This window comes from Blastococcus sp. SYSU D00820 (assembly GCF_054050695.1).
Window position 1 is genome coordinate 1 of the sequence record NZ_JBJGZW010000030.1, and the last position, 17,260, is coordinate 17,260.

Consider the following 17,260-nt stretch of genomic DNA (forward strand, 5'->3'; position numbering starts at 1 on the left):
GCCGCCATTCGCGCGCGAATGGCGGGGAGGACCGCCCTCATGCGGCTCGCTGCGCCGGCGGGGCGATGTCGGCGACCACCTGCTGCATCACCTGGGTGGCGGTCTTCCCCGCGAACTCGGCCTCCGGGTCGAGCATGATCCGGTGCACCAGCACCGGCTCGGCCAGCTGCTTGACGTCGTCCGGGATCACGTAGTGCCGGCCCTGCATGGCCGCCCACGTCTTCGCCGCGCGCACCAGCGCCAGACACCCGCGCACCGAGATGCCGACCCGGATGTCGGGCGCCCGGCGGCTCTCGGTGGCGATCGTGCTCACGTACTCGAGCACCGCCGGGTCGACGTGCACGGTGTCGGCGAGGCCGGCCATCTGGGCGACCACCTCGGCGGTCACCACCGGCGCCAGCTCTCCGGCGCGGCTGCGATTGCTGGCGTCGGCCAGCAGCGCCACGGTCGCCTGGTGGTCGGGATAGCCCAGCGAGGTCTTCATGAGGAACCGGTCGAGCTGGGCCTCCGGCAGCCGGTAGGTGCCGGCCTGCTCCACGGGGTTCTGGGTGGCGATGACCATGAACGGCGAGCCGACGTCGTGCCGGACGCCGTCGACGGTGACGGTGCCCTCCTCCATGACCTCCAGCAGCGCCGACTGGGTCTTGGGCGAGGCGCGGTTGATCTCGTCGGCCAGCACGATGCTGGCGAAGATCGGCCCCTTGTGGAAGTCGAAGGTCATCGTCCGCTGGTCGTAGACGGTGACGCCGGTGACGTCGCCGGGCAGCAGGTCCGGGGTGAACTGGATCCGGCTCTGGCTGCCCTGCACGGTGTTGGCCAGCGACTTGGCCAGCGAGGTCTTGCCGGTGCCCGGGTAGTCCTCGAGCAGCAGGTGGCCCTCGGTGAGCAGGCAGGTCACCGCCAGCCGGACGACGTGCTCCTTGCCGAGCACGGCGCGGCCGACGTTGGCGACGATCGCGTCGACGGTGCCGGCGAACCAGCGGGCCTCGTCGGGGGTCATGGTCACGCTGCTGCTCTCCGCTTCTCGGTGGTGCTGGTGCTGGGGGCGCCCGGGGTCACCGGTAGCCCCAGAGGAGGTGGTTGGACTCCAGGCCGTCGACGGTGACCCAGACGTGGTTGTTCGGGTAGCCGTAGACCTTCGGCCCGACGACGTGCGCGTTGCCGGCGCCGTCGCTGGTGATCGTGTGGGGGCGGGCGTTCAGCGCGCTCGGCCCGCCGGGGTCGTCGGAGCCGTAGGTGACCCGGAACGACTGGTTGGGCCGCAGCCCGTGCAGGTCGATGACGATGTACCCGCACTGGGCGTCGTCGCAGCCCGCGACCGTCTGGTGGGCGCCACGGCTCACCGTCACGCTGGCCGGCGACGGCCCGCCGCTGGCCGTACCGTCCGCCCCCAGCGACCCGGCCTCGTCGACCGCGCGCACCTGGATCCGCCGGGGCGTGTTGTACCCGGTGCCGACGTCGACGCTGGTGGCCGACGTCGTGCCCGACCAGCCACCGCCGTCGACGTTGTACTGGTACCCGGTGATCCGGCGGCCGTTCTCCGCCGGCGGGCTCCAGCTGAACCGGATCGTCTGCGGGCCGGCCGCCGACGCCGACACCTGCGGCGCCCCCGGCGGGCCGTAGGGCCGGACCGCCGCGGACTGGTCGCTCGCCGGTCCGCAGTAGGTGTTGCAGGCCTGCACGGTGAACCGGTAGTCGGTGCCGTTGGTCAGCCCGGTGATCTGCTGGCCGGGGCCACCCACGGTCCGGGTGGCGCCGCCGGGGCTGATGACCACGCGGTACTCCGTGACGGCCTGGCCGTTGTCCTGGGCCGGCGCGAAGTCCAGCCGGACCACGCCGTTGCTGCCCGTGGCGGTCGCGCTGACCCCCTGCACCTTCGACGGCGCGCCGAAGGCCCGCACCGTGGCCGACGCCGGGCTCGGCTCCGAGAGCCCCGCCTTGTTCCGTGCGGTCACCACGAACGTGTAGTCCTGCGCGTTCTGCGCGGGCAGCGTGTCCGACGTCGTCCCACCCGGATAGGTGCGGGTGTTGACCACGGTGGCGCCCTGCCGCATCTCCAGCGTGTAGGCGTCGATCGGCGCGCCGTTGGTGGCCGGCGCCGTCCACGACACCTGCACCTGGTTGCCGAGCTCGCCGCCGGCCGGGGTGGCGACCGGTGCGGCCGGCCGGTCGGGCACGCCCGCCGGGATCTCCGGCGCCGAGCTCGGGCTCCACTCCCCCGGGTTGGGCGCGCTGTTGTGCGCCCGCACCCGGGCGGTGTAGCTCTGGCCGTTGGTCAGGCCGGTGAACGTGTGCGAGGTGCCCGTGACCGTGGCCGTGCTCCCCGGCGAGAGCTCCACGTCGTAGGAGGTGATCGGGGAGCCCTCGTTGGCCGGCGCGCTCCAGGCGACGGTCAGCTCGCCGTCGCCGAAGGTCAGCACCGGCGCGGCCGGCACGCCGGGCTGGGTGTCGGGCCGGGCCGGGCCGGACGGCGCGCTGGCCGGGCTGTCGCCGACCTCGTTCCTGGCGACCACGGTGAACGTGTAGGTGTCGCCGTTGCGCAGCCCGGTGATGGTGCAGGTGGTCGTCGGGCAGGTCTGGGAGACCCCGCTGCCCTGGACGACGTAGTCCGTGATCGGCGCCCCGTTCGAGGCCGGCGCGGCCCAGGACAGCACGACCTCGCGGTTGCGGCTCTCCAGCACCGCCGGCGCCACCGGCCGCTCGGGCACGCCGCGGACGGCGACGGTCAGCAGGCCACGCACCTCGCGGCTCTGGTCGCCGGTCTGGTCCTGCACCGAGTACTCGACGGTCACCGTGCCGACGAAGTCCGCGCGCGGGCGGACGGTGACCCGGTTGCCGTCGGTGCCGACCTCCGCGCCCTGGCCGACCAGGCTCGCCCCGGTCAGGGTGAGCGGCTCCCCGGGATAGGGGTTCACGTCGTTGGCCAGGACGTCGACGGTGATCTCGTCGCCCTGGTCGGCGGTCGCGGTGTCGGCGACGGCCTGGGTGAGCGGCCGGTCGCTGGAGACGACGCGGAGGTCCACCCACGCGTCCTGCGGCGGGTTCTCCCCGTCGCTGAGCGACAGCTTCAGCCGGCCGATCAGGCCCGGGGTGGCACCCGGTGCGGCCGCCACCCGCAGCGTCGACCCCCGGTCCAGCGAGACGTCGAAGCCGGCCGGCAGCTGCGCGGCGTCGGGCAGCTCGAACACCGGGTCGCCGCCGTCCGGGTCGTCGACGAGGTCGTCGAGGTCCAGCCGCGAGGCGTCCTCGCCGAGCACCGCCGTCATCGAGGCCCCGATGAACACCGGCGGCTGGTTGACGTCGGTGTCCACGGTGATCAGCAGGGTGAGCAGCGCGGTGTTGCCGTCGGGCCGCTCGGCGCTGCTGCTGCCGTCGGTCACCTCGAAGGTGAGCGACGCCGGGCCGGCGTAGTTGGGCGCGGGGGTGAAGGTCAGCGTCGTCTCGTCGATTGCCAGCCGGCCGCCGTCCGAGCGCGTCGCGCTGATGTCCGAGCCGGTCAGCCGGACGTCGGCGCCCTCCGGGTCCTCGACGAGGTCGGCGAGGTCCCACGTCGATCCGCCCGCGCCGACGGTCTGGCGCTGGGCGCCCTCGCGGAACCGCGGCGCCAGGTCCCCGGCCCGCGGCACCAGCACGACGGCCGAGGAGGTCAGGCCGTCGACGTCCTCGACGGTGTACGGGATGGTCTGCGGCTGCGCCGTCGCGCGCACCAGCACCCGGCCCAGCTCGTCGGTCCGCGCGACGTCGGAGCCGACGTCCAGGGAGACCGAGAGGTCCTCGGCCGAGCCGTCGGGATCGCGGTCGTTGGCCAGCACCTCGACCGGCACCCACTCCCCGGGCACCAGCACCTCGGTGGGGACGACGTCGTCGACGGCCACCGGCGGCAGCAGCGGCGCCGCGCCGTCCACCGACACCGTCAGGGTGCCCAGCGCCTCGCCGCCGTGCCGGTCGGTGATCCGGTAGCCGACGGTCACCGAGCCCTCGTCGGGGGCGACGATCCGCACGCGGTTGCCGCTGAGCCGGACGTCGAGGTCCTCGGCGCCCTCGAACGGCTCGGTGGCGAAGAAGACGCTGTCGCCGTCGGGGTCGGAGTCGTTGACCAGCACGTCGACGGTGAGCGTCCGGCCGGGCCGGGTGGTGACGTCGTCGCGCTGGGCGGTCGGCGGCTGGTTGCCCGGCGGTCGGGGCGCGATGCCGACCTTGACCGTGGCGGTGCCGGTCAGGCCGAAGCGGTCCTCGACGACGTAGGTGAAGGTGTCGGTGCCCGGCTCGTCGTAGGCCTCGTAGACCAGGTGGTCGGTGCCCACCTCGACGACCCGCCCCTTCGTGGGCGCGCTGCCCACGCCGACCAGCCGCACCGAGTCGCCGTCGGGGTCCAGGCCGGCCAGCGGGATCTCCACGCGGGCGCGGCTGTCGGCCAGGGCGCGCGCGGTCAGCGCCCGCGGCGTGGGCGGGCTGTTGCGGCCGTCGTCCGGCCGGACGTGCACGGTGAGCTGGCTCGAGGCCGGCTGGCCGGTGCTGTCGCGCACCACGTAGACCGCGTGCAGCGTGCCGGCCTGGGCCGGCGCCTGCACCGACAGCCGGTCGCCGACCACGGTGACGGTGCCGGCCGACGGCAGCTCGGCCAGCTCCGGGTCGATCGAGAGCTCGTCGCCGTCGGGGTCGGTGTCGTTGGCCAGGACGTCGACGGTGGCGACGTCACCGGCGCGCACGGTGACGGTGTCCGGCGCGGCCACCGGCGGGCGGTTGACCGCGTTCGGCGGGGCGCTGCGCACGATCACGCCGCCCTGCGCGCTCGCCGTCCCGTCGGACACCGTGTAGGTGACGACGACCGGACCGGGCAGCAGCGCCGGCGCCGCGATGGTGAGGAACCGGTGGTCGACGACGCTGACCGACACCCCGGCGCCGTCGGCGACGGTGATCCCGGTCAGCACCAGCACGTCGCCGTCGACGTCGACGTCGTTGGCGAGCACGTCGACCGTGGTCCGGCCGCCGGCCGGCACGAAGGCCAGGTCGCGCACCGCGACCGGCGGGGTGTTCGAGCCGCCGGGCAGCACGTCGAGGCGGATCAGCCCCTGCGCGGTGCTGCCCTCGTCGGCCATCGTGTAGACGGCGTAGTAGGAGCCGGGCGCGGCGGCGGTGAGGGTGACGGTGCCGGCCACGTAGTCGGGCGCCACCTCCAGCGCGCCCTCGGGCTCGACGGCGGTCAGCCGCAGCGCGTCGCCGTTGGGGTCGGTGTCGTTGGCCAGCGGCGCCACGACCACCGGCTCGCCGGCGAACGCGGTCGCGTGGTCGGCGCGTGCGGTGGGCGGCAGCTGGCCGCCGGGGCGCACCTGCACCCGCAGCTGGCCGGGGCTGGCGGCCTGCCCGTCGGAGACGACCAGGTCCACCAGCTTGAGCCCGGGCGCGGTGCCGGAGTCCTGGTAGGTGACGAAGCCGTCGGCGGTACCGGTGGCGGTGTCGCCGGGCGGGCCGGTGACCGAGGCCAGGGTCATCTCGTCGCCGTCGGGGTCGATCCAGTCGGCGAGCACGTTGTGGGTGACGGCGTGCCGGAGCTCGACGACGGTCTCGCTCGGGTCGCCCTTGAGCTGCGGCGGCTCGTTGACGCCGGCGGGGCGGATCTCCACCTGCACCTGGGCGCTGGCGCTGCCGCCGCGGCCGTCGTCGACCGTGTAGCCGTAGCCGACGGTGCCGGTGGCTCCGGGAGCGGCGGTGAACTGCAGCCGGCGGCCGCCCTCGACCACCTGCACGCTGCCGCGCGCGGCGTCGGGCTGCTGCACCGCGGTGATCACCAGGACGTCGCCGTCGGCGTCGGTGTCGTTGTCCAGCACCGGCTGCAGCGTGGGCAGCCCCTGCCGGGCGCCGTAGGAGTCGTCCTCCGCGACCGGCGGGGTGTTGACCTCGGGCCGGTCGAGGGTCTCGGCCTCGTCGAACCGATCGGACTGCTCGTCGGTCTCGTCGGTCGGGTCCGGCGGGCGGACGTCGTCCCAGTTCTCGGCGATGGTCATCGCGTCGTCGAGCAGCCAGACGGTGCCGCTGCCGGTGTCGTTGAGCACGACCGCGCCGCGGTTCACCCGGAAGCGCAGCACCGCGCCGGGCTCGGCGGTCGGCACGGCCACCGGCTCGGCGCTCGCGCCCCCGCAGGACCGGGCGTAGGTGGGGTCGGTGCGCCAGGCGCCGTGCGCGCAGTCGCCCAGCCGCACCGGGGCCACGGGCTCGCCGCTGCCCTGCGCCAGCCGCGCCGGCGCGCCGCCGGCCAGCGGCACGTCGAGCAGCGCGCCGTCGGTGCCCACCAGCACGCCGGGCGACGCGGGGCCGGGCTGCTGGAGCTGCGCCGTCCCGTCGTCGTCGAGGGGGTGCGCCTCGCCGTCGGCGGTGAGCAGCTCGTGCCGCTCCCGGTCGAGCACGACCGGCTGGTCGCCGACGACGGTGACCTGCGCGTCGGAGAGGTCGCGGCCGAGCGGCACGGTGCTGGGCGCGCCGTCCGGCGGGACGACGACCAGCTCGTCGTCGGCGATCGAGACCGCGGCGACCACGCCGGTCGGCCCCACCGCGACCACGCCGTCGGCGCCGACGGTCAGGTCGGCCTCGTCGGTGCTGGTGTCGAGCGCCCCGACGGCGTCGGCGTCGCGGATCCACAGCGCGCCGGTCGACGGGTCGAGCACGGTGACCCGGCCGCCGCCCAGGCCCACCTGCGCGCCGGCGGGCAGGCGGACGTCGTCGCCGAGCGCGACGTAGGCGACGTCGAGCCGCTGCAGCGTGCCGGTGGCGGACTGGACGGCGAAGACGGTGGCGCCCTCCTGCACGACGTCGACCTCGTCGTCGGTGGCGCCGACCGCGGCGTCGAGCTCCTCGATCTGCCGGTTCACCCGGCCGACGAGCAGCTCGCCGCCGTTGGTGACCCAGATGCCGGCGTCGTGCAGCTCCACCTCGGCGGTCGGGTAGCCGGGGTTGACGAGTGCGAAGCCGGCGAGGGTGAGGGCGGCGAGCCCGACGGCACCGCCGGAGAGGAGGCGACGCCGGCGCGCGAACGCAGACCGCAGTCCACCCATCGACGTCCCTCGCAGCAGCCGCCCCCGTGCCCGGCAGCTGCCGTGCGCAGGAAGGCTATGCGGCGCATCGCTTGATCGGTACGACCCCGCGTGTTGCGAGACCCAGCAGTCACAGGGGCCGCAGGAGGTGGACGGACCGGTCCGGTTCCGTCCAGATCGCCGCGCCGCGGGTCAGGCGTCGTCGGGGTCGGGCTGGTCGCCCTGCGGCTGGTCGAGCAGCGGCAGCGCGTCGGCCGTCACCAGCCGGCTGGCGACCGCGTACTCCACCAGCCGGGCCCGGCGGCCGCTGGCCAGCGCCCCCGGGGCGCCGTGCAGCCCGCGGACGCCGCTGCGGGTCAGCTTCTGGCAGACGTTGTCGAGCTTGCGGTTGAACCGGGTCAGCGCCCAGCCCAGCCGCCGTGCCGCTTCCGCCGACGACGGGATCTCGGTGCGCCCGCTGACCCCCTGCCGCAGCAGCGGCTCGGCCAGCGCGAGCACCAGCAGGTACTGCGAGGCGGTCAGCACCGGTGGCGCGAGGGTGGTGGCGGCGTCGCCGTCCTCCCGGCCGGCGCCGGTGGGCGTGTAGGTCGCCGGCACCAGCACCTCCACCTCGTAGGTGGTCGGCCCGGCGGTGAACAGGACGACGGTGTGCGGCAGCACCAGCGGCAGCGCCGCGCCGGGGCCGAGCCACGACTGCAGCAGGCCGTCGCGGTCGCTGACCGTGGCCGAGAGCCGGGCGCCGGTGTTGGCCAGCCACCACAGCCCCGCGTCGTACTGGACGCTGAGCAGCCTCCGGTGCAGGAACGGGTTGTCGTCGACGACGAGGTCGGCGTCGCGGCCGATGGTGAACGGCCGGTCGGGCGAGACCTCGTGCGCCTCGCCGCAGAACAGCACGGTGGCGCGCGACGCCGCCGTCTCCTCCGGGGCGCTCATCCGGCGCACGCCTCGGCGGGCTCGCGGGAGAGGGTGCCGTCGGCCCGGCGCACCTGCACCGCCACGCAGGCCTGCGCCCCGGCGGGCACGCCGGTCACGGTGAACGCGGGCTCGCCGACCAGCTGGGCGCCGGCGGGGGCGCCGGGCTCGGTGCGGCGGACGACCCAGCTGTCGCCCTCGGCCGGATCCGGGGTCTGCCAGGTGAACAGCAGCGAGCCGTCGGCCTGGCGGGCGCCGGCCAGCCCGGTGGGGGCCGGGACGACGGCCAGCGGCACGCCCTCCTGCGTCGCCGGGGACGCGGTCGTCGGCTGCGGCGGCGTGGGCCGGTCGGGGTCGCCGGTCACCAGCCAGGTGACCACCCCGCCGAGCACCAGCAGCACCGCGACGACGGCCAGGACGACCGGCAGCCGGCCGCGTCGCGGCGCCGCGGGCTCCGGCTCCTCGGGGGCGGGCGCCGCCGGGCGCACCTGGGTGTCGTCCACCGGCGGCGGGGTGCCGGCACCGGGTCGGGCGGCGGTGCGCTCCTCGGCCTGCGGCGGCGGGACCGGCGCCGGCGGCGGCATCGGCTGCGGCACCGGCTGCGGCACCGGAGCCGGTGCGGGCGCGGCGACCGGCGGCCGGGTCGGGCCGGTCGTCGGCACGAGGTCGGGATCGGCGGGCGACGGCGGGCTCGCGGCCGGCCGGACGGGGGCGGACGGCGCGGGCCGCCCGCCCCGCGTGTCGGCCCGGACGTCGACCGGCGTCTCGGCGTAGCCCTCGGCGTTCTCGACCGCCTGCAGGTCACGGGCCAGGTCGAGCGCGGTCGCGTGCCGCTGGGCCGGGTCCTTGGCCATCGCCCGGGCCAGCACCCGCTCCAGCCGCGAGGGGACGTCCTCCCGGCCGGTGCGCGGCACCGGCTCGGAGGTGATCCGGTGCACCAGGTCGGGCACCCCGTTCGGCCCGCCCGGGACGGCGAACGGCGAGCGCCCCGCCAGCAGGTGCCACACGGTGGCGCCGAGGGAGTAGACGTCGCTCTGCACGGTCGAGCGGGCCGGGTCCTCGAGCACCTCCGGCGGCGCCCACGGCACCGACAGGCCCTCGATGCCGGTGGTGTCGTGCACCGCGGCGGAGATGCCGAAGTCGGTCAGCGCCGGCGCCCCGAAGTCGGTGACCAGGATGTTGGCCGGCTTGATGTCGCGGTGCAGGATGCCCGCCCGGTGCGCGGTCTCCACGGCACCGGCCATGCGGATGCCGGTGCGCAGCACCTCGGCGACCGAGAGCGGCTCGCGCTTGACCCGGCGGGCGAGGTCGGAGCCCGAGCAGTACTCCATGACCAGGAACGGCCGGCCGTCGGCGGTCACGTCGGCGGTGTAGATCGTGACGATGTACGGGTGGGTGGACAGCCGGGCCATCAGGTTGGCCTCGGTGAAGAACTGCTGCCGGCTGTCCGCGCCGGTCAGCCGCTCGCCGAGGACCTTGACCGCCACCTCCCGCTCCGGCATCGCCTGCCGGTAGAGGAAGACCTCGGCGAAGCCGCCGGTGCCCAGCGCCGCCTCGGGCGTGTAGCCGGGGATCTGCGGCGGCACCGACCGGATCGCCGAGCTCACGGTGCGGCCTCGAAGACGAAGCCGACGGTGTCGGCGAGCACGACCCGCGAACCGGGCAGGATCATCTTCTCCTCGTCCGGCCGCAGCCGGCGGCTCTCCCCGTTCGGGTCCTCGACGATGGTGCCGTTGGTGGTGTCGAGGTCGACCACCATCACGTGCCAGCCCTCGACGACGACGCGCAGGTGCGAGCGGGAGACGTCACCGTCGCCGCTGGGCACGGTGACCATCGTGGGCACCGCGTCGCCGGAGACCCGGTCGGCCCGCGGGGCGCGCCCGATCACCATCGGCCCCGTGACCGGCACCGTGCCGGGCGGGCCGTCGAAGCGCAGCCGGCCGATCACCGGCCGCTCCACCCACTGCTGCGGCGCCGACGAGACGTCGGCCCGGCAGATCCGGCAGCGCTCGGCGTCCGGGGGGTTGGCGTGGCCGCTCGGGCAGACCACCGCGGGCAGCGCGCCGACCTTCGAGGCGGCCGTCGCGCCGCCGGGCACCCGGGCGACGGTGAGGACGGCCTCCTCGTCGGCGGGAGGCGCGGGCTGGACCGGTGCCGGGGCCGGCGGCGGGGTCGCGGGTGCGGACGCCGGCGGCGACAGGAACGGGATGCTGCTGATCAGCCCCGGGCCGGACGGAGCCGGCGGCGGGGTCGCGGCAGCCGGCCGCGGGGGAGCCGGGGCGACCGCCGGCGCCGGGGGTGGGGCCGGCGCGGTGCCGGGTGGGGGCCAGGAGGCGACCGGCGGCGTGGTCGGCGGCCCCCAGGCCGGAGGCGCGGCGGCCGGGAGGGTGGCCGGCGGCGGCGCGACGGGCGGCGGGCCGGCGGGTGCCGGGGCGGGCGGCGGAGCGGGCTGCTCCTCCTCCGGTCGCACGGCGGCGTCCTCGACGCTGCCGATCTGCGTCATCCCGGTGACCAGGTCGTAGTACTCGTCCGCGGGGCGCTCGGGCTCGGCGGCGGGCGGTTCGGGCGCGACCGGCGCGGGCACCGGCTCCGGCTCCGGCGCGGGGGTCGCCGCCCGGCCGGCCTCGGCGTCGAACCAGCTCTCGTCGAGGGTGCGGCCGGGGTCGGCGGCCGGCTCGGGCACCGCCGCCTCCTCCGCGGGCGCCGGGACGATCGGCGCGGCCTCGGGCGCCGCGGCGGCCCCGGCCAGCTCGAGCGCGCCGGCGCGCACGATCCCGCCGCGCAGCGGCAGCAGCGGGCCGATCGCCTGCTCCCGGGCGACGGTCAGCGCCGCGACCGCGGCGTCCGGGACGACGTCCTCCCGCCACGACCGGAAGCCGACGCCGTCCAGCGTGCGCGGCTCGGCGCCGTCCGGCTGCACCCGGGCCAGCGCGGTGCCGCGGACCAGCACCCGCAGCCCGGCACCGGTCACCTCCACGAGCGCGAACGACGGCAGGCCGGCGTGGCCGTCGCGGGTCATCTCGTCGAGCACCCGGTCGACGTCGACGGCGGGGCTGTCCAGCAACGGCCAGATCCGCTCGGCCAGCGGCAGCGCCGCCTCGCCCACCAGCAGCGCGGCCGCGGTCGGCCCGACCACCGCCCAGTGCGCGCCGGGGCGGTGCCGCCAGCCCGGGGCCGCGGTCACGGCCGGGGCCCGGCGGTGCCGGGCAGCCGGGGCACGGTGATGTCCTCGACGTCGGTGCCGTCGTCGGCCCCGGCGACCGGGTGCGCGCAGACGACCACGACCGTGACGTTGTCCCGCCCGCCGTGCGCGACCGCCTCGGCGACCAGCCGGTCGGCGATCTCGGCCGGCGGCAGGTCGGCGCCCACCAGCCGGCCGATCCGGTCCTCGTCGAGCTCGCCGGTCAGCCCGTCGGAGCAGAGCAGGAAGCGCTCGCCGCCCTCCACCGGCAGCAGCGAGAAGTCCGCCTCCCCCGGCGCGCCGACGCCGAGCGCGCGGGTGATCACGTGCCGCTGCGGGTGCTCGGCGGCCTCCGCCACGGAGATCTGCCCGCCGTCGATGAGCTCCTGCACCACCGAGTGGTCGGTGCTCACCTGCTCCCAGGTGGTCGGCGACCAGCGGTAGATGCGGGAGTCCCCGACGTGGAAGGCGGCCCAGAACAGCTCGCCGCCGCTCTCGACGAGGCCGACCCCGGCGACCGTCGTCCCGGCGCCGCGCTCGGGATCGCCGGAGCCCAGCGCGCGGATCACCTGGTCGGCGGAGTCCAGCGCGGCGCGCAGCTCGGGGATGCCGACCGTCGGCCCGTCGGCCGCGGTGGCCAGCGCGGTCACCGCCGCCTCGCTGGCCGCGCCGCCGGCCGCGTGCCCGCCCATGCCGTCGGCGACGGCGAACAGGGGCGGCGCCGCCAGCGACCGGTCCTGGTTCTCGCTGCGCTGACCGGTGTGGGTCGCCACTCCCCACGTCAGCTCGACCTGCGGCATCCCGACTCCTGTCCATGACGCGTCGACCCCGGACGGCGGCGGCCGCCGGATCGGCGCGGGAAGCGTACGAGGCGAACCGCGTCCGGACGGGCAGGACGACGCCGTGCGGACGGGCGGTTCAGGGGTGCGACGGGTCGAGCGTGCGCGCGGCGCAGGCGTTCTCGATCTGCTGCTGGGTCAGGTCGTAGAAGGTCGCGGTGCACCAGTCCCGGATCTGCTGGGCGCTGGTGAAGCCGCCGTCGACCACGGTGATCCAGTACGGCTGGCCGTCCGGCGCCAGCGAGGACCGGCCGAAGTCGGTGCTCAGCAGCACGTGGACGGTGCCCTCGCCGGCGACCCGCTGCCGCAGCGCCTGGTTCTCGGCGAGGATGTCGACGGCGAAGAACTGGTGGCTGCCGGTCTCGGTGGTCTGCAGCGGATCGATGATGCCGACGCTCTTGGACGCCACCTGCGCGACCCACCGCCCGTCGAGCGACACCCGGGCGGCCGACGCGTCGCGCATCGCCTGCAGCTGCTGCAGCGCCTGCTGCTCGGGCGAGACCTGCGGCGTCGGCGGAGCGGTCTCGGTCGGCTTCGGGACGGTGGTCACGGTGCTGCCACCGCCGCTGCCGGAGCTGCCGCCGGCGTCCTGGTCGGCGCCCTCCTCGTCGGCGACCGCGGTGCCGGCCTCGGCCGGCTCGTCGTCCGCGGCCGTGCTGGCCGAGGTGTCGTCGGCGGGCCGGAGGAAGAAGAACCAGGTGGCCGCGCCGCCGCCGAGCACGAGCAACGCCACCAGGGCACCGATGAGCACGCCGAGGCCGATGCCTCGCTTGCGCGGCGCGCCGGCGGCCGGAGCGGCGGCGGGGGCCCAGATGACCTGCGGCGGGGCCTGCGGGACGCCGACCGCCGGCAGCGGCGCGCTGACCGGTCCGACCGGCGCGGTGGCCGAGGCGTCCCACGGCTGCGGCGCCGGGGGCTGCGCGGCCGGCGGCCACGCGCCGGGCGCGGTCTGCGGGGCCGGCTGTGCCGCCGGCTGCGGCCAGGCCTGCGCCGGCTGCGGGGGCAGGGGGGCCTGCGGGGCGGCGGCCCAGGCGGCGGGTGGCGCCGACCACGCCGGAGCCGGGCTGGGGGCCGGCGTCTCCTGGCGAGGAGCGGGCATCGACGTGATCAGCCCGGCCGGCGGCGGGGTGGTGGGACCGCCGTGGGGTGCCGGGCCGGCCGGCGGCGCCCACGCCTGCGGATCGGCCGGCGCGTCGTCGCCACCGCGGCGGGCGCGGCGGATCGTGGCCATGTCCTCACCGGGTGCGCCCGGAGCGCCTGGCAGGCTGGGGTCCGTGACTCCCGGGGGAAGGTCGTCGGACCGCTGGACGGGCGGCAGGCCCGCATCGTCGTGTGCCATCGGGCACTCCCCCGCTCCCCGATGACGTCGACGCTCGGCCGACGCCCCTTGCTGTTCGAACCCGTTCCGGTGCGCGTGGAGAGTAGTCGCCAGAAGCGCGATTCCGGCACCAGTGGCTCACTCGTCGGGGCGTGCCGGGCCCGTCGGCGGCCCCGGCCGGTGGCGCGCCGTCCGTTCCTCGTCACCCTGTGCAGCCTCCTGCTGCTGGTGCTGAGCGCCTGCGGCGGCAGCACCCCGGCCGCGGGCGGGGGGACGACGGCGCCGCCGGCGTCGAGCAGCGCCGAGTCGGCCAGCGCGGCGCCCGCGACGCCCTCGCCGACCGAGGACCCGGTCGCCCAGCAGCACGAGGCCCTGGTGGCCGCCGCCCTGGCCGGGCTGGACCGGCGGCAGCAGATCGCGCAGCTGTTCGTCGTCGGCGTGCCGCTGGACGGCCTGGCCGCCGCCGACGGCATGGTGCGCGACACCCGCATCGGCGGCGTCTTCCTGCGCGGCCGCAGCTCGATCGCCGCGGCCGACCTGGCCGCGGTGACCGCCGGCTGGACGCAGCTGAGCCCGGCGCTGCGGCCGTGGATCGCCGCGGACCAGGAGGGGGGCGCGGTGCAGACCCTGCGCGGCCCCGGCTTCGGCGCGCTGCCCCCGGCGGTGGAGCAGGGCCGGCTGCCGCTGGACCAGCTCGCCCCGCTCGCCGACGGCCTGGGCGCGTCCCTGGCCTCGGCCGGGATCAACCTCGACCTCGCGCCGGTCGCCGACGTCGTCCCGGCCGGCACCGAGGCGCGCAACGCCCCGATCGGCGCGTTCGGCCGGCAGTACGGCAGCACCGTGGCCACCGCCGTCCCGGCGATCGCGACCGTGGTGGACGGGCTCGCCGCGCACGGGGTGACGGCGACGCTCAAGCACTTCCCCGGCCTCGGCCGGGTCGTCGAGAACACCGACGACGCGCCGGCCACCGACACCGTCACCACCCGCGGCGACGAGCAGGTGACCGCGTTCGGCACGCTGGCCCGGTCGCCGGCGGCACCGTTCGTGATGATGGCCTCGGCCACCTACACGCAGATCGACCCGTCGGCGCCGGCGGCGTTCTCGCCCGTCGTCGTCACCGACGTGCTGCGCGGCGACCTGGGCTTCGACGGCGTCGTCATCTCCGACGACCTCGGCGTCGCCGAGGCGGTGCAGGACATCCCGGCGGGTGACCGCGCGGTCCGGTTCCTCGCCGCGGGCGGCACGCTGGTGCTCACCGTCTCGGGCGCGACGCTGCCGGAGATGCTGGACGCCGTCGTCGCGCGGGACGCCGCGGACCCGGCGTTCGCCGCCACGATCGACGCGGCGGTGCACACAGCACTGCTGGCCAAGGCGCGGGCCGGCCTGCTCGGCTGACCCGCGGGCGGGTCAGGCGGCGAGCTCCACGGTGTGCTTGGCGCCGCACTCCTTGCACAGCTCGTAGAGCCGCGCGTCGGCGTCGAAACCCGGGCGCAGCCGGGCCAGCCCCCGACGCACGAACCGCGACTCGGTCAGCACCAGACCCCGGTGACCACACAGGGGGCAGGTCGTGCCGGTGTGTCCGATCATCTTCCGCTCGCGCACCACTCCGTCAGCTTCCCATCACGCAGCGTCAATGGCGAACAGGTCCGTCACAGTCGGCGCGTCGTGTCCACCACATCCGTCCCGGGGACCTCACGAGTCAGGTCGTGACGGTCGACGCGTGCCCGTTCTGCCGCGCGGCCAGCCGCTCCCGCTGCGGGACGACGGTGTACTTCGGGTCCTTGGTGCTGGCGATGCCGGCTTCGAAGACCCCGAACCGGGTGAGCAGGGAGCCCGCCGCCAGCAGCGTCCCCGACGCGACCGCCCCCCACCGCCGGCGCCCGCCGACGACGGCCAGCGCCATGCCCGTCGAGGTGCACGCCCTGGCCGCCCGCATGAACCGCCCGGGCCGCCCCTCGTGGAAGGGCTCGGCCACGATGCTGTCGCTGCCCTCGACACCGCGAATCGCGGCGAGCTCGATCCCGGCGCCGATGATCGCCATCTTGCGCGCCGGCTCGGACTCCGACAGCGGGGTCAGCGCCAGGCAGATGCCGCCACCGGCGGCCATCGCCGAGCCGCCGAAGACGAACGGCAGCCGGGTGTGGAACGCGTGCCACGACGGCACCGCGGTGTTGGCCAGCAGCACGCCGGTGTAGGTGGCCAGCGGCCCGCCGAAGACCGCGGCGACCACTCCCCCGAACCGCTTGAGGCGCGGGAACCAGCCGAGCAGCTCCACCCCGGCCGTCGCCGCGGCCGCCGCGCTGAACGGCGACAGGATGTAGGTGCCCACCGACAGCGGGGACGTCGGCTTGAGCACCCGCAGCATGTGCAGGAAGCGCTCGGGGCGGCCGAGGTCGTGGATGAGCGCGACCACCGACAGCAGCCCGCCCGCGCCGGCGGTGTAGCGGCCGACCCGGGTCAGCGCCGGCCGGCCGGTGACGTCGGCCAGCGCCGCGAGGATCGACGAGGACCCCGCCGCGCCACCCAGGAACAGGTAGAGCGGCACGTCCGGCGACTTCCACACCGGCGTCTTGACGATCTGACGGCCGTAGTACGACGTGAACTCGACGTCGTCGACCATCGCGACCTCGCCGCGGCCGCGCCCGCCCCCGCGGCGGCGGCGCTTGCCGGTCCGCTGCACCGCGGGCCCGCGGTCGGCCTGACGCCAGCCCGAGCCCGGGCTGGTGATCCCGCCGGTCATGTCACCTCCGCCGCGAGCCGGCGATCGCCGTCACGGCGACCCCGATCATGAGGGCCGCCGCCTTGCCGGCCGCCTTCCACATGGCCGGCAGGTCCCGCGTGGTGACGATCGGGTCCGGGGGCAGGCCGTAGACCTCCGGCTCGTCGAGCAGCAGGAAGAACGCGCCGTCGCCGCCGACGCCGTCGTTCTCGTCGCGCCCGTACAGCCGCGCGGTCTCCACGCCCTGCGCCTTCAGCGTCGCCAGCCGCGCGTCGGCGCGGGCCTGCAGCTCGTCGAGGTCGCCGAACTGGATCGACTGCGTGGGGCAGGCGCTCGCGCAGGCCGGCATCAGCCCGTCGGTCAGCCGGTCGTAGCACATCGTGCACTTGAAGACCCGGCCGTCGCCCTTGCGCTGGTCGATGACGCCGTAGGGACAGGCGGCCACGCAGTAGCCGCAGCCGTTGCAGATGTCGCCCTGGACCACGACCGTGCCGAACTCGGTGCGGAACAGCGCCCCGGTCGGGCAGACGTCGAGGCAGCCGGCGTGCGTGCAGTGCTTGCAGACGTCGGAGCTCATCAGCCAGCGGACCTGCTTGTCGCTGCCGCTCTGCCCGGTCTGCGGGTCGAACTCCGACAGCGCCTCGGCGTTGAGCACGCTGGCCTGCGCCCTGCCCAGGCTGTCGGGGTCGGCGCCGGCGGCCGAGGGGCCGTCGTCCTGCCGGTCGTCGCCGGGCCGGCCGAAGGTCGGCATCGGCAGGTCGACGGTGCGGACCTGCTCGATGAACGCCACGTGCCGCCACGAGTTGGCGCCGAGCTGGCCGGTGTTGTCGTAGGACATCCCCGACAGGCCGATGACGTCGCGCGTGCCGTGCGAGTCGTCCATCGGGAGGGTGTTCCACTCCTTGCAGGCCACCTCGCAGGCCTTGCAGCCGATGCACACCGAGGTGTCGGTGAAGAAGCCCACCCGCGTGGGGTGGTCCTCGTAGCCGGCCTCGCGCTGGACGTCGGGCAGCGGGCCGAACAGCCGGTTCTCCGGGTCGCGCCCGGTGAACGCCGGGCTGGCCGAGCTGATCGTCATCGCCGTCCCTCCCTCGTCGCGCCGTCCATGCGGTGCTCGCCGTGCCGGCCGTGCTCGCCGTCCGTGCCGTGCGCGCCGGGCTCGCCCTGCCGGCCGTGCTCGCCGTCCTCCCCGGCCGTACCGGGTCCTCCCCGACCGTGCACCGCCCGGGAGGACCCCACACGATCAGGGACCCTGATCATGTG

The 17,260-nt window shown here is 76.2% G+C and carries 11 protein-coding genes; 1 reads left to right on the forward strand and 10 read right to left on the reverse strand.

Going from position 1 to position 17,260, the window contains the following annotated elements:
- Positions 1–37 precede the first annotated feature (37 nt).
- The 7 genes from ACI79R_RS21525 to ACI79R_RS21555 form a co-directional block, all read right to left on the reverse strand.
- Positions 38–1,000, reverse strand: coding sequence for an AAA family ATPase (locus tag ACI79R_RS21525; protein WP_456575764.1), 963 nt, complete (start codon positions 998–1,000; stop codon positions 38–40).
- Positions 1,001–1,055: 55 nt separating this feature from the next.
- Positions 1,056–7,049, reverse strand: coding sequence for an Ig-like domain-containing protein (locus ACI79R_RS21530; RefSeq protein WP_456575720.1), 5,994 nt, complete (start codon positions 7,047–7,049; stop codon positions 1,056–1,058).
- Positions 7,050–7,220: 171 nt separating this feature from the next.
- On the reverse strand, positions 7,221–7,961 hold the full coding sequence (locus ACI79R_RS21535; RefSeq protein WP_456575721.1) for a hypothetical protein: 741 nt from the start codon (positions 7,959–7,961) through the stop codon (positions 7,221–7,223).
- A complete protein-coding gene (locus ACI79R_RS21540) occupies positions 7,958–9,547 on the reverse strand; it encodes a serine/threonine-protein kinase (protein ID WP_456575722.1) in 1,590 nt (529 codons plus the stop codon). The genes ACI79R_RS21535 and ACI79R_RS21540 overlap by 4 nt, the downstream gene beginning before the upstream one ends.
- Positions 9,544–11,124, reverse strand: coding sequence for an FHA domain-containing protein (locus ACI79R_RS21545; RefSeq protein ID WP_456575723.1), 1,581 nt, complete (start codon positions 11,122–11,124; stop codon positions 9,544–9,546). Before ACI79R_RS21545 ends, ACI79R_RS21540 begins: the two co-directional genes overlap by 4 nt.
- Positions 11,121–11,921, reverse strand: coding sequence for a PP2C family protein-serine/threonine phosphatase (locus tag ACI79R_RS21550; protein WP_456575724.1), 801 nt, complete (start codon positions 11,919–11,921; stop codon positions 11,121–11,123). Before ACI79R_RS21550 ends, ACI79R_RS21545 begins: the two co-directional genes overlap by 4 nt.
- 118 nt (positions 11,922–12,039) lie before the next feature.
- Positions 12,040–13,191, reverse strand: coding sequence for a hypothetical protein (locus ACI79R_RS21555; RefSeq protein WP_456575725.1), 1,152 nt, complete (start codon positions 13,189–13,191; stop codon positions 12,040–12,042).
- A 267-nt stretch (positions 13,192–13,458) separates the two neighbouring features.
- Here ACI79R_RS21555 and ACI79R_RS21560 point away from each other — a divergent pair, with 267 nt between their 5' ends.
- Positions 13,459–14,673 (forward strand): glycoside hydrolase family 3 N-terminal domain-containing protein, encoded by a 1,215-nt coding sequence (locus tag ACI79R_RS21560; RefSeq protein WP_456575726.1) that lies wholly within the window; start codon positions 13,459–13,461, stop codon positions 14,671–14,673.
- 12 nt (positions 14,674–14,685) lie between these two features.
- On the opposite strand, the gene ACI79R_RS21565 is transcribed toward ACI79R_RS21560, so the two are convergent.
- The 3 genes from ACI79R_RS21565 to ACI79R_RS21575 form a co-directional block, all read right to left on the reverse strand.
- Positions 14,686–14,814 carry a hypothetical protein gene (locus ACI79R_RS21565; protein ID WP_456575727.1) on the reverse strand — a complete coding sequence of 43 codons (129 nt, stop codon included), beginning with the start codon at positions 14,812–14,814 and terminating at the stop codon, positions 14,686–14,688.
- A gap of 163 nt (positions 14,815–14,977) precedes the next feature.
- Positions 14,978–16,018 carry an NrfD/PsrC family molybdoenzyme membrane anchor subunit gene (gene nrfD / locus ACI79R_RS21570; RefSeq protein ID WP_456575728.1) on the reverse strand — a complete coding sequence of 347 codons (1,041 nt, stop codon included), beginning with the start codon at positions 16,016–16,018 and terminating at the stop codon, positions 14,978–14,980.
- A gap of 1 nt (position 16,019) precedes the next feature.
- Positions 16,020–17,075 (reverse strand): 4Fe-4S dicluster domain-containing protein, encoded by a 1,056-nt coding sequence (locus ACI79R_RS21575; RefSeq protein ID WP_456575729.1) that lies wholly within the window; start codon positions 17,073–17,075, stop codon positions 16,020–16,022.
- Positions 17,076–17,260: the final 185 nt, after the last annotated feature.

Bases quoted from the DNA above. Each gene is read 5' to 3' on its own strand.
- ACI79R_RS21525 (WP_456575764.1), bottom strand. From the start codon at position 1,000: ATGACCCCCGACGAGGCCCGCTGGTTCGCCGGCACCGTCGACGCGATC.
- ACI79R_RS21530 (WP_456575720.1), bottom strand. From the start codon at position 7,049: ATGGGTGGACTGCGGTCTGCGTTCGCGCGCCGGCGTCGCCTCCTCTCC.
- ACI79R_RS21535 (WP_456575721.1), bottom strand. From the start codon at position 7,961: ATGAGCGCCCCGGAGGAGACGGCGGCGTCGCGCGCCACCGTGCTGTTC.
- ACI79R_RS21550 (WP_456575724.1), bottom strand. From the start codon at position 11,921: ATGCCGCAGGTCGAGCTGACGTGGGGAGTGGCGACCCACACCGGTCAG.
- ACI79R_RS21555 (WP_456575725.1), bottom strand. From the start codon at position 13,191: ATGGCCACGATCCGCCGCGCCCGCCGCGGTGGCGACGACGCGCCGGCC.
- nrfD (WP_456575728.1), bottom strand. From the start codon at position 16,018: ATGACCGGCGGGATCACCAGCCCGGGCTCGGGCTGGCGTCAGGCCGAC.
- ACI79R_RS21575 (WP_456575729.1), bottom strand. From the start codon at position 17,075: ATGACGATCAGCTCGGCCAGCCCGGCGTTCACCGGGCGCGACCCGGAG.